The organism is Haematobacter sp., assembly GCF_032102465.1.
Lineage (GTDB): Bacteria > Pseudomonadota > Alphaproteobacteria > Rhodobacterales > Rhodobacteraceae > Haematobacter.
On sequence record NZ_DAMDHB010000009.1, the window covers coordinates 77,250 to 90,871 of the forward strand.

14 protein-coding genes are annotated in these 13,622 nt (G+C 66.4%); 10 read left to right on the top strand and 4 right to left on the bottom strand.

What is annotated here, in order from left to right; genetic code table 11:
* Window positions 1-418: 418 nt before the first annotated feature.
* The 4 genes from RT513_RS08265 to RT513_RS08280 all read right to left on the bottom strand — a co-directional run bounded on the left by RT513_RS08265 (window position 419) and on the right by RT513_RS08280 (window position 3,485).
* Complete coding sequence (locus RT513_RS08265; protein WP_290685199.1) at window positions 419-1,594, bottom strand: acetyl-CoA C-acyltransferase family protein; 1,176 nt, start codon at window positions 1,592-1,594, stop codon at window positions 419-421.
* Between the two features lie 71 nt (window positions 1,595-1,665).
* Entirely contained in the window at window positions 1,666-2,403 is a 738-nt protein-coding gene (locus tag RT513_RS08270) for a metallophosphoesterase (protein ID WP_088215024.1), read from the bottom strand.
* 24 nt (window positions 2,404-2,427) lie between these two features.
* A complete protein-coding gene (locus tag RT513_RS08275; RefSeq protein ID WP_088214785.1) occupies window positions 2,428-2,931 on the bottom strand; it encodes a hypothetical protein in 504 nt (167 codons plus the stop codon).
* Window positions 2,932-3,020: 89 nt separating this feature from the next.
* Entirely contained in the window at window positions 3,021-3,485 is a 465-nt protein-coding gene (locus RT513_RS08280) for an Lrp/AsnC family transcriptional regulator (protein ID WP_290685201.1), read from the bottom strand.
* A gap of 143 nt (window positions 3,486-3,628) precedes the next feature.
* Here RT513_RS08280 and RT513_RS08285 point away from each other — a divergent pair, with 143 nt between their 5' ends.
* The 10 genes from RT513_RS08285 to RT513_RS08330 all read left to right on the top strand — a co-directional run bounded on the left by RT513_RS08285 (window position 3,629) and on the right by RT513_RS08330 (window position 13,602).
* Window positions 3,629-4,636: a sulfate ABC transporter substrate-binding protein gene (locus RT513_RS08285; protein ID WP_290685204.1), complete on the top strand. Its 1,008-nt coding sequence runs from the start codon at window positions 3,629-3,631 to the stop codon at window positions 4,634-4,636.
* Window positions 4,636-5,475: a sulfate ABC transporter permease subunit CysT gene (gene cysT, locus RT513_RS08290; RefSeq protein ID WP_290685261.1), complete on the top strand. Its 840-nt coding sequence runs from the start codon at window positions 4,636-4,638 to the stop codon at window positions 5,473-5,475. The genes RT513_RS08285 and cysT overlap by 1 nt, the downstream gene beginning before the upstream one ends.
* Entirely contained in the window at window positions 5,468-6,358 is an 891-nt protein-coding gene (gene cysW / locus RT513_RS08295; RefSeq protein ID WP_088214783.1) for a sulfate ABC transporter permease subunit CysW, read from the top strand. Before cysT ends, cysW begins: the two co-directional genes overlap by 8 nt.
* 10 nt (window positions 6,359-6,368) lie before the next feature.
* The gene (locus RT513_RS08300) at window positions 6,369-7,088 is read left to right on the top strand and encodes a sulfate/molybdate ABC transporter ATP-binding protein (protein ID WP_088214782.1); all 720 of its coding nucleotides are present in this window, start codon (window positions 6,369-6,371) and stop codon (window positions 7,086-7,088) included.
* A 63-nt stretch (window positions 7,089-7,151) separates the two neighbouring features.
* Window positions 7,152-7,838, top strand: a complete 687-nt coding sequence (locus tag RT513_RS08305) for a fumarylacetoacetate hydrolase family protein (RefSeq protein ID WP_290685207.1) — start codon at window positions 7,152-7,154, stop codon at window positions 7,836-7,838.
* Window positions 7,839-7,900: 62 nt separating this feature from the next.
* Window positions 7,901-8,722, top strand: a complete 822-nt coding sequence (locus RT513_RS08310; RefSeq protein WP_290685209.1) for a flagellar motor protein MotB — start codon at window positions 7,901-7,903, stop codon at window positions 8,720-8,722.
* A gap of 80 nt (window positions 8,723-8,802) precedes the next feature.
* Window positions 8,803-10,104, top strand: a complete 1,302-nt coding sequence (locus RT513_RS08315) for a flagellar hook protein FlgE (protein ID WP_290685211.1) — start codon at window positions 8,803-8,805, stop codon at window positions 10,102-10,104.
* Between the two features lie 5 nt (window positions 10,105-10,109).
* On the top strand, window positions 10,110-11,510 hold the full coding sequence (flgK, locus tag RT513_RS08320) for a flagellar hook-associated protein FlgK (RefSeq protein ID WP_088214778.1): 1,401 nt from the start codon (window positions 10,110-10,112) through the stop codon (window positions 11,508-11,510).
* 2 nt (window positions 11,511-11,512) lie between these two features.
* Complete coding sequence (locus RT513_RS08325; protein WP_313533873.1) at window positions 11,513-12,502, top strand: flagellin; 990 nt, start codon at window positions 11,513-11,515, stop codon at window positions 12,500-12,502.
* Window positions 12,499-13,602 carry a flagellar basal body P-ring protein FlgI gene (locus tag RT513_RS08330; RefSeq protein ID WP_088214776.1) on the top strand — a complete coding sequence of 368 codons (1,104 nt, stop codon included), beginning with the start codon at window positions 12,499-12,501 and terminating at the stop codon, window positions 13,600-13,602. The genes RT513_RS08325 and RT513_RS08330 overlap by 4 nt, the downstream gene beginning before the upstream one ends.
* Window positions 13,603-13,622 lie beyond the last annotated feature (20 nt).

The following is a 13,622-nucleotide window of genomic DNA, read 5'->3' on the forward strand; positions in this document are numbered from 1 at the left end:
TGCGCGCCCTGCTCGTACCGCGCCTCACGCCCATGAAAAGGGCGGCGCCGCATCGAGCTTCCCCCCCCGACTGCGCGCGACAGGAAGCACGCAACAGGCCGGGTGGAGTTACGGGCCGCCGAAGCGCCACGACCCCGCCCCGGGAGAAGGCCTGGAAGTCAGCCCGCTGACCTGCCGGAAGGGCCCGCTGACCTGCCGAAAGGGCCCGGAGTCCCGACGGTGTTGTCTGGCGTCCCGACGGCTTTTCCCCGACCGCAGGTCGGGATACCTCCGCCGTATCCGGGTTGCGCTCCTGCGGCATGGGTTTCCCCGAACGCTGGTCGGGTCCCCCGTCAATGCGCGCCCATGCGGTGGAGATGCGGGGGCGGTCCTCCACCCCCGCCGCTCACGCTCCGATCCGGCGCGTGCCGCGTTCGGCTCAGATGGCTTCGAGCGCGATGGCGATGCCCTGCCCGCCGCCGATGCACATGGTGACGAGCGCGCGCCGCCCGCCCGTCCGCTCCAGCTCCGCCAGCGCCTTCAGCGTGATGATCGCGCCCGTGGCGCCTACCGGATGGCCAAGCGCGATCGCACCGCCGTTCGGGTTCACCTTCGCCGCATCGAAGCCCAGACCGTCGGACACGGCCAGCGCCTGCGAGGCAAAGGCTTCGTTCGACTCGATCACATCGAAATCGCTCGCCGTCAGCCCGGTGCGCTCCATCAGCGCCCTTACCGCCGGGATCGGGCCAAGGCCCATCACCTCGGGCCGCACCCCCGCATGGGCATAGCCCAGCACGCGCGCCCGCGGTTTCAGCCCGGCCTTCTCCGCCGCTTCCGCCCGCGCCAGCACGATGGACGCCGCGCCGTCGTTGATGCCGGAGGCGTTGCCCGCCGTCACCGTGCCATCCTTGCGGAAGGCGGGGCGCAGGGCGGCAAGCCCCTCGCCGCTCGTGGCTTTCGGGTGTTCATCGGTGTCGAACACCGTCGTGCCCTTGCGGGTGACGATCTCCACCGGCACGATCTGTCCCTTGAACCGGCCCTCGGCGATGGCGCGGGCAGCGCGGGTCTGGCTCTCCAGCGCGAAGGCGTCCTGCGCCTCGCGCGTGATGCCGCATTCCGCCGCCACATTCTCCGCCGTGACCCCCATGTGGCCGGTGCCGAACGGGCAGTTCAGCGCGCCGAGCATCATGTCCACCGCGTTCACGTCGCCCATCTTCTGGCCCCAGCGGGCGTCCTTGAGGATGTAGGGCGCGCGGCTCATCACCTCCACGCCGCCCGCCAGCGCGAAATCGGCATCCCCCAGCATCAGCGCCTGCGCGGCGGAGACGATGGCCTGCGCGCCTGAGCCGCAGAGCCGGTTCACGTTCATCGCGGGCACCGTGTCAGGCACACCGGCGTCGATGGCGGTCACGCGGCTGACATACATGTCGCGCGGTTCGGTGTTGATGACATGGCCATAGACCACGTGGCCGATCTGCCCGGGCTCCACGCCCGACCGCTCCAGCGCGGCCCTGGCCGTCAGCGCGCCGAGCGCGGTGGGCGCAAAACCGGAAAGCGAGCCGCCAAAGCCGCCGATAGCAGTCCGCGCACCGTCGAGGATCACGATATCCGTCATATTTCCCTCCCGGAAATCTCTTAGGTCCGGGCGGCAGTTGTGCATGGCGGCGGGGTTACTGCAAGGTATCGTCAGTAGGGCGGACGCAGCGGCACGCGCCCCTCATCGGTCAGGATGAACGCATCCCGCCCCTCGAAGACCGCAGCGGTGATCGGCCTGCCATAGCCTGCGCCGGTATCGAGATTGACCCGGTTGCCGTGGTGGGTGGCCGCATCAAGCGCGGTGTGGCCATGCACGATCAAGGCGCCGTGGTTGCGCGTATCCTCAAGGAAAGGCGAGCGGATCCAGACAAGATCGTCCTCCGCCTGTGCATCGAGCGGCACGCCCGGCCGCACGCCCGCATGGACGAACATCAGATCACCCCGACGGTAGGACGTGGGCAGTCCGGCAAGGAACTCCCGATGCGCCTCGGGCACGCGGTGAAGCGCGTCAGCCTGTATCTGCGCCACCTCCCGCCCCTCCGTGCCGACCCCGTAGGAGGCCAGCGTATCGAGCCCTCCCAGCGCGGGAGCAAGCCACGTATAGCGATCGGACAGGCCCGGATCGCGCCGCGCGGGATCCTCCATGAACCCCGCGAACATGCGGTCGTGATTGCCTTTCAGCACCACCCACGGCTCTCCCGCCGCGATGCCCTCCGACAGCAGGTCGATCACGCCCGCGGTATCGGGCCCGCGGTCCACCAGATCGCCCAGATGCACGACGGGCGCATCCTGATCGCCGGTCCGCGCGCGATCCTCCGCGATCAACCGGTGGGCGCGGCGCAGCTCGTCGATATAGCCATGGATGTCGCCAATGGCGTAGGTGCGTATCATGATCGCGTCATCGCTCCGGGATCACGCCCTGCCGACCCGGATCGCCAGCGCCAGACGGTCCAGCGTGGCGCGTTCCTCGGGGCTTACCGGCTCGCCGCCGAAGCCGAGGAAGCCGCCCTCCGTCGCCGCCTCCGCCACCTGCCGCGCTATCTCGATGAGCCAGCGGCCGAAGCCGGGGGCTTCATCGGGCAGTTTCACCGTGGCGAGCAGCATGAGCCGCTCCACCTCCGCCACGATGTCCTCCACGATTTCCGGCGGCTTGCGGTTGCGCACCTCCGCCCGCAGAATTTCGGTGACCACCTGACGCTCATCCGCGCTGTCATAGGCGGCAACCACCGCTGCGATCAGGTCGTTGTCCTCGGGATTAGCCTTGGCGCGGCGGAGCTCGCTCGCCATGGCGGCGCTTTCCTTGATCGCACCCCACAGCCCGCTGGGATCCGCCGCCGTGACCGCTACGCCAACGAGCATGGGCAGCGCGGTGATGCGCTCCCAGTCGCGGCTCTCGAAATGTTCCTTCACGGTCATGTCCTGTCTCCGTCAGCGAATATCGTCCGCCCGGTCAGCGACCGGGGGAACACGTTGAAGCTACATCGCCGGGCGGGTTCGGCAAGGCATCACCGGCTTGACGTATCAACCGGATAGGCGGTGGTGGCCTTGATGCTCTCCATCACGAAATGCGACGTGACGTTCTTGAGCATCACCGCGTCGGTCAGCCGTTTGTAGAAGGCGTCATAGGCCGCCATGTCGGAGACGGCAACACGAAGGAGGTAGTCCATGTCCCCCGCCATGCGCAGCACCTCCATCACTTCCGGCAGCGCGCTGACGGCGGCGGCGAATCGCTCCCGCCATTCGGCGGAATGGTCGGGCGCCTCGATCCCCACCAGAACGGTGAGCGCACAGCCGATCTTCATCCCGTCCATCAGCGCCACGCGCCGCAGGATCACGCCGGATTGTTCGAGCTTCTGAATCCGTTTCCAGCAAGGGGTTTGCGACAGGCCCACCCGATCGGCGATCTGGGCGATGGGCAGGGTCGCGTCCTTTTGAAGCTCACTGATAATCTTTCTGTCGATCAGGTCCATTTTCTTCCCCACACAGAGAAACATATTCTCCAAGACCCGGCGAAATCGAAACAACGCCACCATTGAAAATAACGATAATGTCTGTCGTGATTATGGTGTCAACCGGTCCCGTGGCAAATGCCCGGACCAACGGGAGAAGACAGATGAAGCCTTTCCTCGCCTTCAAGGCAGCGGCGGCCGTTGCGGCCTCCCTTTGGCTGGCCGGGCCGGCGCTGGCCCAGAGCACCCTCCTGAACGTGTCCTACGATCCGACGCGGGAGTTCTACCGGGCCTATAACGATGCCTTCGCCAAGCACTGGGCTGAACAGGGCAACCCCGCGGCGCAGATATCCACCTCTCACGGCGGCTCCGGCTCACAGGCGCGGGCGGTGATCGACGGGCTGGACGCGCAGGTGGTGACGCTGGCGCTTGCCGCCGACATCGACGCGATTGCGGAGCGGACGGGCAAGCTCCCGGCCGACTGGCAGGGGAAGCTGCCGCACAATTCCTCGCCCTACACCTCCACCATCGTGTTCCTCGTCCGCGCCGGCAACCCCAAGGGGATCAGCGACTGGGGCGATCTGGTGAAGGACGGGGTGGAGGTCATCACCCCCAATCCGAAAACCTCCGGCGGGGCGCGCTGGAACTACCTCGCCGCCTGGGCCTGGGCCGAAAAGACCTATGGCGACGAGGCGAAGGCGCAGGATTACGTGAAGCAGCTCTTCACCCATGTCCCCGTGCTCGACACCGGCGCGCGCGGCTCCACCACCACCTTCGCCCAGCGCGGTCTGGGCGATGTGCTGCTCGCCTGGGAGAACGAGGCCTACCTCGCGCTGGAGGAGCTTGGCCCCAGTGAGTTCGAGATCGTCGTGCCCTCGCTCTCCATCCTCGCAGAGCCGCCCGTGGCGCTGGTGGAGGGCAACATCAAGTCCGACGCGCAGCGCAAGCTGGCCACCGAATACCTGAACTGGCTCTATTCGCCGGAGGCGCAGGCCATCGCGGCGAAGAACTACTACCGGGCATGGGACACGTCGAAGGCCGATCTCGAAGACGTGGCGCGCTTTCCGAAACTCGATCTCGTGACCATCGAGCATTTCGGCGGCTGGAAAAAGGCGCAGGCCACGCATTTCGCCGACGGCGGCATCTTCGACCAGATCTACAGCGCGAAATGATGCGCGGCACCGCTCTCCGCCGATCCCCGATACCGGGGTTCGGCCTGTCGATGGGGGTGACGCTGGCGATGCTGTCGATCATCGTCCTGCTGCCCATCGGCGCCCTGCTTCTCCGGGGCGCCAGCTACGGGCCGGCGAATGTCTGGTCGGTGGCGACCGAGCCCCGCGTTCTCGCGGCGCTCCTGCTGTCGTTCCGGCTGTCGCTCTACGCCGCGCTGTTCAACCTTGTGTTCGGGGTGCTGCTGGCCTGGGTGCTTGTGCGCTACCGCTTTCCGGGCCGGCGGCTCATAGATGCTGCCGTGGACCTGCCCTTTGCCCTGCCGACGGCGGTGGCGGGCATCGCGCTCACCGCTCTCTACGCGCCCAAGGGGGCCTTCGGGGCATTGGCGGTGGAGTATTTCGGCACCCGCATCGCCTATACCCAGATCGGCATCTTCATCGCGCTGGTCTTCGTGGGGCTGCCTTTCGTCGTCCGCACCGTGCAACCGGTGATCGAGGAAGTGGACCGCCAGTGGGAGGAGGTTTCCGCCACGCTGGGCGCCTCCCGCTTCTACACGATCCGCCGCGTGGTGCTGCCGGTGCTGCTGCCCGCCGCGCTGACCGGTTTCGCGCTCTCGCTGGCGCGGGCGGTGGGTGAATACGGCTCCGTGATCTTCATCGCCGGCAACCTGCCGATGAAGACGGAGATCGCCCCCCTGCTCATCGTCATCCGGCTGGAGCAGTTCGATTACGACGGGGCGGCGGCCATCGGCATCGCCATGCTGCTGATCGCCTTCGCCATGCTGTTCCTCATCAACATCATCCAGATCTGGAGCCGGAGGAGAAGCGGCCATGTCTGACATATCCGCCCGGTCCGGGTCTCACTCCCCCCCGCAAAGCCGCTTTCGCGACCCCGCCAACGAAAGCCCGGCCTTCCGCGCCGGGCTGACCGTCCTTGTGCTCGGGGTGCTGGCGGTGCTGCTCGTAGCACCGCTGGTGGTGGTGTTTTCCGAGGCGCTGGCACGCGGCTGGTTCGCGGCGGTCACCTCCCTGTCCAACCCGGATGCGTGGTCGGCGATCCGGCTCACGCTCATCGTCACGGCGATCTCGGTGCCGCTGAACGCGGTCTTCGGTGTCTCTGCCGCCTGGGCGATCACCAAGTTCGATTTTCCGGGCAAGGCCTTCCTCATCACGCTGATCGACCTGCCGTTTTCCGTCTCGCCCGTGGTGGCGGGGCTTTGCCTCGTGCTGCTGTTCGGGGCGAACAGCCTTGTCGGTGGATGGCTCGTGGCGCACGGTTTTCCCATCGTGTTCGCCCTGCCGGGGATCGTGCTGGCAACGATGTTCGTCACCTTCCCCTTCGTTGCGCGGGAACTGATCCCGGTGATGATCGAGCAGGGCAAGGATGAGGAGGAAGCCGCCCTGACGCTGGGTGCCTCCGGCTGGCGGACCTTCATGACGGTCACGCTGCCGAACATCCGCTGGGCGCTGCTCTACGGCGTTCTGCTCTGCAATGCCCGTGCGATGGGGGAATTCGGCGCGGTCGCCGTCGTCTCCGGCAAGATCCGCGGCCAGACCGCCACGATGCCGATCACCATCGAGATGCTCTACAACGAATACCTGTCGGTCGCGGCCTTCTCCATGGCGGCGCTTCTGACGCTTCTTGCGCTTCTCACCCTTGCGCTCAAATCCTTCCTGGAGTGGCGTTATGCCGATCAGCTCGCCGCCACGCTCCGCCATTGAGAGGCCGATCATGCATATCGAGATCGACGAAATCGCCAAGACCTTTGACGGAACGACGGCGTTGCATCCCGTCAGCCTCTCCATTCCCACGGGGGCACTGGTGGCGCTTCTCGGGCCCTCCGGCTCCGGCAAGACGACGCTCCTGCGCATTCTGGGCGGGCTGGAATACCCGACCTCGGGCCGGGTGCTCTTCGACGGGGTGGATGCGACGGGGCTTTCGGTGCAGGAGCGGCGCGCGGGCTTCGTCTTCCAGTCCTACGCGCTTTTCCGCCACATGACGGTGTTCGAGAACATCGCCTATGGCCTGCGCGCCCGCCCCCGCAAGACCCGGCCCTCCAACGAGGAAATCCGCCGGCGCGTGACGAAGCTGCTGGAACTGATCCAGCTTCCCGACATCGGCAAACGCTACCCGAGCCAGCTCTCGGGCGGCCAGCGGCAGCGGGTGGCGCTGGCGCGTGCGCTGGCCATCGAGCCGCGGATGCTGCTGCTGGACGAACCCTTCGGCGCGCTGGACGCCCGTGTCCGCCGGGAGCTCCGCCATGGCCTGCGCGAGATCCACGACGCGACCGGCGTCACCTCCGTCTTCGTCACCCACGATCAGGAGGAGGCGATGGAACTGGCCGATCTGGTGGTCGTCATGTCCATGGGCCGGATCGAGCAGATCGGCCGCCCCGGCGACATTCGCGCCCGTCCCGCCACACCGTTCGTCAAGGACTTCCTTTCCGTCTGACGCCGCTCTGGCGCGCGCGGGTCGATGGGGCTACCAACGGCCTGCAACCGACCGGAGTTCCTCATGCCCGACACCTACGTGATCCCCGCGCCGCGCCCCGTGACCCTGCCCGTCGCGGGGGAGACCGCGCTTTTCCCAGTTCGCCGCGTCTATTGCGTCGGGCGCAACTATGCCGAACACGCGCGCGAAATGGGCCATTCCGGCAAGGAGCCGCCGTTCTTTTTCCAGAAGAATCCCGACAACCTGACGACGGAGGGCGTCTTCCCCTACCCCTCCCGCACCGCCGACCTGCACCATGAAGTCGAGCTGGTCGTCGCTCTGGCGAAGGGCGGGCGCGACATCCCCGCGGCCGAGGCGCTGGATCACGTCTATGGCTATGCCATCGGCCTCGACATGACCCGCCGCGACCTTCAGGCGGAGGCGAAGAAGGCCGGACGCCCGTGGGAGGCTGCAAAGGCCGCGGATCGCTCCGCGCCGGTGTCCCCTCTTCACCCCGTGGCCGAGGTGGGCCACCCGGATCACGGCGCCATCACGCTGAAGGTGGACGGGGAGCTTCGCCAGTCCGGGGATCTGGCCGATCAGATCTGGTCCGTTGCCGATGTGATCGCGCATCTGTCCGGTCTGTTCGAACTGGCTCCGGGTGATCTCATCATGACCGGCACGCCGGCTGGCGTCGGCGCCGTTCAGCGGGGCCAGGTGATGACCGCTGCCATCGAGGGCCTGGGCGTCCTGGACGTCCGCGTCGTCTGATCGCTGCGTTAGCGCCTCCTTAACCCGGTGCGGCTAGTCTCGCCGGGTCAGGGAGGCGAGCCATGCAGAACGACAAGCGCCCGATCATCATCAAGCGCAAGAAGATCGTCGCCGGGGGTCACCACGGCGGCGCCTGGAAGGTGGCATATGCGGATTTCGTGACCGCGATGATGGCCTTCTTCATGCTCATGTGGCTGCTCAACGCCACGACGGAGAAGCAGCGCAAGGGCATCGCCGATTATTTCAACCCGACCATCCCCGTCAATCGCGTCTCCGGCGGCGGAGACGGCGCCTTCGGCGGTGACAGCATCTTTTCCGAGGATACGCTGGTCCACAACGGCACCGGGGCCTCGCAAAGCCGCGCGATGCGCGAGCGGCAGGCGCGCGGCGTCAACGGCGTGACGCTGGACGCGGATATTCAGCGCGCGCGCGAAGGAATGGAGGCGCTGCTTCAGGGCCGCACCGGCGACAGCCTCACCCTCCGCAGCAAGCTCATCCACCTCGCCACGCGTGTCAGCGACGAGGGGTTGATCGTGGAGCTTTTCGACACGGACGGCGCCGCGCTGTTCGAGCCGGAATCGGCCACGCCGACCCCCCTCCTGCGCGATCTCACCGGCGTCGTGGCCTCCGTCTATCTGCAATCGCGCAATCCTGTCGCGGTGGAGGCGCATGTGCGCAGCTATCCCCTGCCGCTCGCGCGGAACCCCGTGTGGGACCTGACGACGGCCCGTGCCGACGCCGCGCGCCGTCTTATGGAGGATGCAGGCTTTCCCGCCGCGCGTCTGCAGCGGGTTACGGGCCATGCAGACCGTCGCCCCGCCGCCGCAGATCGGGCCTCCCCCCGCAACAACCGCGTGGAGATCATCCTTCTGCGCAAAAAATGACACGCGTTAGCGGGTTCTTAAGCCCCTGAAAGCAAAAGTCGGACAACGACATCCGAATCCGAACCTCGAAAGGCATCAGAATGTCCATATCCTCCTCACTCAACGCGGGCGTGGCCGGGCTCAACGCGAATGCCGTGCGGCTCGCGACGATCTCGGACAATATCGCGAACTCCGGCACCTATGGCTACAAGCGGGCGGAGGCGGATTTCCTCTCCATGGTCATCGGCTCCGGCACGGCGGGCGCGGCCAGTTTTTCCGCCGGGGGCGTTCGTGCGACGACGGGCCGCGTGGTCGATCAGCGGGGCGGCCTCGTCGGGACGTCCAACGCCACCGACATCGCGGTAAGCGGACGCGGCTTCCTGCCCGTCTCCTCCACTGCCTCCATCGGGTCGGGCGACACACCCTTGATGCTTGCCACCACAGGCTCGTTCCGTGCGGACCAGAACGGCTACCTCACCACGAGCTCGGGCCTCGTCCTGCTTGGCTGGCCAGCCAATCCCGACGGGACGATCCCCACGTATCCGCGGGATTCGGAAGCCGCGCTTCAGCCGATTCAGATCACGGCCAACCAGTATGTCGGCAACCCGACGAAGAACATCACCCTCGGCGCCAACCTGCCCGCCACCGCAACTGGTCCCGGGGCGAGCGGGGAGCCTTATGAGATGTCGGTCGAATACTTCGGCAACCTCGGCACCACGGAAGGGCTGAAAGTCACCTACACCCCCTCCACCACGACGCCGAACCAGTGGACGATGACGGTCCATGACGAGGCGAGCGGAGCGGACATCGGCATTTTCGAACTGACCTTCGACGATACGGCGGCCAAGGGCGGCACCCTTGCCTCCGTCGCCGTGACGGGCGGCGTGAACACGCCCGGTTACGATGCGGCGACGGGCAAGCTCAACCTGACGACGGCAAGCGGCAGCATCGCCATCGGGATCGGCACTCTCGGCTCGAACAGCGGGCTGACCCAACTGTCGGACACGTTCGCAACGCGCCCCAGCGAGAAAGACGGCTCTCCGGTCGGCAACCTCGCCTCCGTCGAATTCACCGCCGACGGCAGGCTGAACGCGATCTACGACAACGGCAGCACCCGCACGATTTACCAGGTGCCCGTGATCGACGTTCCCAACCCGAACGGTCTGCTGGCGGGCAGCAACCAGACATTCCGGCTGTCTTCGCAAAGTGGTCCGATGTTTCTCTGGGACGCGGGCAAGGGGCCGGTCGGCGGTGTGACAGGCTTTGCCCGGGAAGAGTCGGCTACGGATGTCGCAAGCGAGTTGACGCAGCTCATTCAGACCCAGAGGGCCTATTCCTCCAACGCCAAGGTCATTCAGACCGTGGATGAGATGCTGCAGGAAACCACGAACATCAAACGGTAAACCCGATGAGCATTTCACAGGCTCTTTCAAATGCTGCGAGCGGGCTTTCCGTCGTCGGTCGCACGACGGGCGTGGTGTCGGCCAACCTCGCGAACAGCCTGACCCCGGGTTACAGCCGGCAGGAGGTCGTCGTCTCGAACATCGCCGGCAATGCCGGAACCGGCGTCAGGGTCACGGCCGTCCTGCGGGATGTGGACCCTGCGCTGACGCTCCAGCGGCTGAAAGCTCAGTCTGAGGCCGCGGGCACGGGGGTGGAAGCCGCCTTCCTGAAAGCGTTGGAGGACAGCATCGGCACCAGTGACTCCGGCGATTCGCTCTCTGCCAGGGTCGCACGGCTTGGCGCCACTCTGGCCACAGCCTCCAGCCTGCCTTCCTCCGAAAGCCGGTTGGCGGATGTGCTGTCGGCGGCAAAGGCGCTCGCCGGCAAGATCAACGGCATCGGACAGGCTGCGCAGGAGGCACGTGCTGCCGCCGATCAGAAGCTCGCGGCAGATGTCGGGATGGTGAATGCCAACCTGTCGCGGATCGACGAATTGAACCGTGCCGTCGTTGCCGGGGCTGCCCGCGGCAGTGATATCAACACCCTTCTCGATGAGCGGCAAAGGCTCGTCGATGGTATCGCCGATGCCCTTCCGGTGCGCCAGACGCTGCAGGATGACGGCCGTATATCGCTTCACCTCAGCGACGGAACGACCCTGCTGGAAGGCTCAAGGGTTGCCAAACTGGGCTTCTCACCCGCAGGGGACGTAACGGCTGCCACGACGGTCGAAAACGGCCTTCTCTCCGGCGTCACACTGGACGGGAAGCCGCTGTCCCTTGGTGCCGGAGGCAGGGTCGGCGAGGGCAGGATCGCGGCACAGTTGACCATCCGCGATCAACTCGCCCCCGCGTTGCAGAGTGAGGCGGATGCGCTTGCAGGCGATTTGATCGCCAGGTTCGATGCCGCGGCAAAGACCCTCGCCCCGGATGGCGCGGGTCTTTTTCAGGACGCCTCCGGTACCGGCGGCGCAGGGCTGGCGAGCCGGTTGGTCATAGCCGCTGATTACGATCCCGATCAGGGAGGGGAGTTGTGGCGCATCCGGAACGGCGCAGGCACCACGACAGAGCGGCCAGGTGACGCGGGCGGACTTATTGCTCTCTCAACCGCGATGGAAAAGGAAAAGCCCCTGACGGAAAGCGCGGCCGCTCTTCTCTCCGGCGTGGCTACCCGCCGTCTCTCGGCGGAGATGGAGGCGAGTTTCAGAACCGCGCGAAGTGACCAGCTCCGCAGTGCCGAAGCCGCGCGGGGCGTCAACTCCGACGAGGAGGTGCAAAAGCTGCTCCTGATGGAGCAGGCATTTGCGGCCAATGCACGTGTCCTTCAGGCCGCTGACGAGATGATGAAAACGCTGCTGGGGATACGCTGATGATGGGTGGAATGGGAATCGGGGATCTGGCCCGCAGCCTTGCCTTGCGAAAATCCACGGGAGCGACGCAGAAAGCGCTTTCACGCGCGATGCAGGAGGCGACAACCGGGGCTCCGACCGACAGGTCCGCACGCCTTGGGGGAGACCACCGCCTGGACAGCCGCCTGAACACCAGATTGGCGAGCCTTGCCGCCTGGCGCACAACGGCGACAGAGGCCGCCCTATCGGCCGCCACAATGCAGGAGTCGCTTACTTCTCTGAAGGAATCCCTGGAATCCGGCCGGCAGTCCGCCATCCTTGCGTCGAGCACGGAAGACCCTGCATCGCGACGCGCGGTCGCGAACGATCTTCACGCGCGTTTCGGGACTGCCGTATCGACCATCAACATGCAGTCCTCCGGTCAGCCCGTATTCGGTGGCGCGGCGGCGGCGGGCCCTGCGATCAAGGAGGCGGCGGAAATTCTCGCAGGTCTCGCGGACGCGATCTCGGCATCGGGAGCACAGACCGCGTCAGATATCGCGGCGACGGTTTCCGGCTGGTTCGACACGCCCGCCAATTACTACCTTGGCGACAGCCAGCCCCGAAGCCCGGTCCCGATCGGCGCGGGAGAAGCGGTCAGCCTGTCTCTTCGCGCAGATGCTCCGGCCTTCCGGCAGACGTTGGAAGCCTTGGCTCTCGGCGCGCTCTCCGCCCCCCTTCCCGATGCCCAGAGCGGTGCGATGATCGGTCTCGCCGCGCTTCGCATGTCGGAAGCGACGGATGGCATCGTGGCTGCGGCAGCTGATCTTGGCACGACAGAGGCCCGTATCGACGCGGTGCGAACGCGCAACTCGGCCGAGGAAACGGCTACGAAAGCGCGTTTGGTGGAAATCGCCGGTGTCGATCCGTATGAGGCCGCGATAGACCTCGACGCCACACAGAAGCAACTCGAACTGCTCTATGAGCTTACAGGCCGCCTTTCCTCGCTCACACTGACGAATTATCTGCGATGATCCGTTTCTTCGCCTTTCTGCTGGCAGGTCTGATCCTCTCCCTGTCCGCGACCGCAGGGCCGATCCGCATCAAGGATCTCGTGGAGTTCGACGGCGTCCGCGGCAATGACCTCGTCGGCTATGGGCTGGTTGTCGGGCTCAACGGGACTGGAGACGGGCTTAGAAACTCGCCCTTCACCGAAGAGATCATGACCAATATCCTCGAACGGCTTGGCGTAAACGTGACGGGTGAGCAATTTCGCCCCAAGAACGTCGCCGCGGTATTGGTCACCGCAGAGCTTCCCCCCTTTGCGCGCGCGGGGGGGCGGATAGATGTCACCGTCTCGACCATCGGGGATGCAAAGAGCCTTCTGGGCGGAACGCTGGTGATGACCCCGCTGAACGGGGCGGATGGGCAGATTTACGCGGTCGCACAGGGAACCATCATAGCCGGCGGCACAGTCGCGGCGGGTCAGGCCGCCAGCGTGACCGAGGGTGTCCCGACGGCCGGCAGCATTCCGGGCGGCGGCCGCGTGGAGCGGGAGATCGGCTTCGAGCTGGGTGATCTGGAGGCGCTTCGGCTTGCCCTGCGCGCGCCCGATTTCACAACGGCTGCGCGGATCGAGGCAGCGATCAACGGCGACTTCGGTCGCCCGGTGGCGCGAATGCTGGATTCGGGCACGGTGGCGCTGGATATCGCCGGGACACGCATGGCATCTGCCGCACATGTGCTGACCCGTATCGAAGCGCTTATGGTGGAGCCGCAGCAGCGCGCGCGCGTCGTCGTCGATCAACGCTCCGGCACGATCGTGATGGGACAGGACGTCCGCATCTCCCGCGTCGCTGTCGCGCAGGGCAATCTGACCCTGCGGGTGGAGGAAGCCCCGCTCGTCGTGCAGCCCAACCCGTTCGCACGGGGCGAGACGGTGATCGTGCCGCGGTCCTCCGCCTCGATAGAGGAGCAACCGGGTGTCGGGCTGGCGGAGGTTTCCGCCTCCACATCGCTGTCGGATGTCGTCGCGGGCCTCAATGCGTTGGGGGTCGGTCCGCGGGACATGATCGACATCCTCAAGAGCATCAATGCGGCGGGAGCGCTGCACGCGGAATTGCTGGTCAAGTAGGGAGGGGCGAAAGCGGTGAA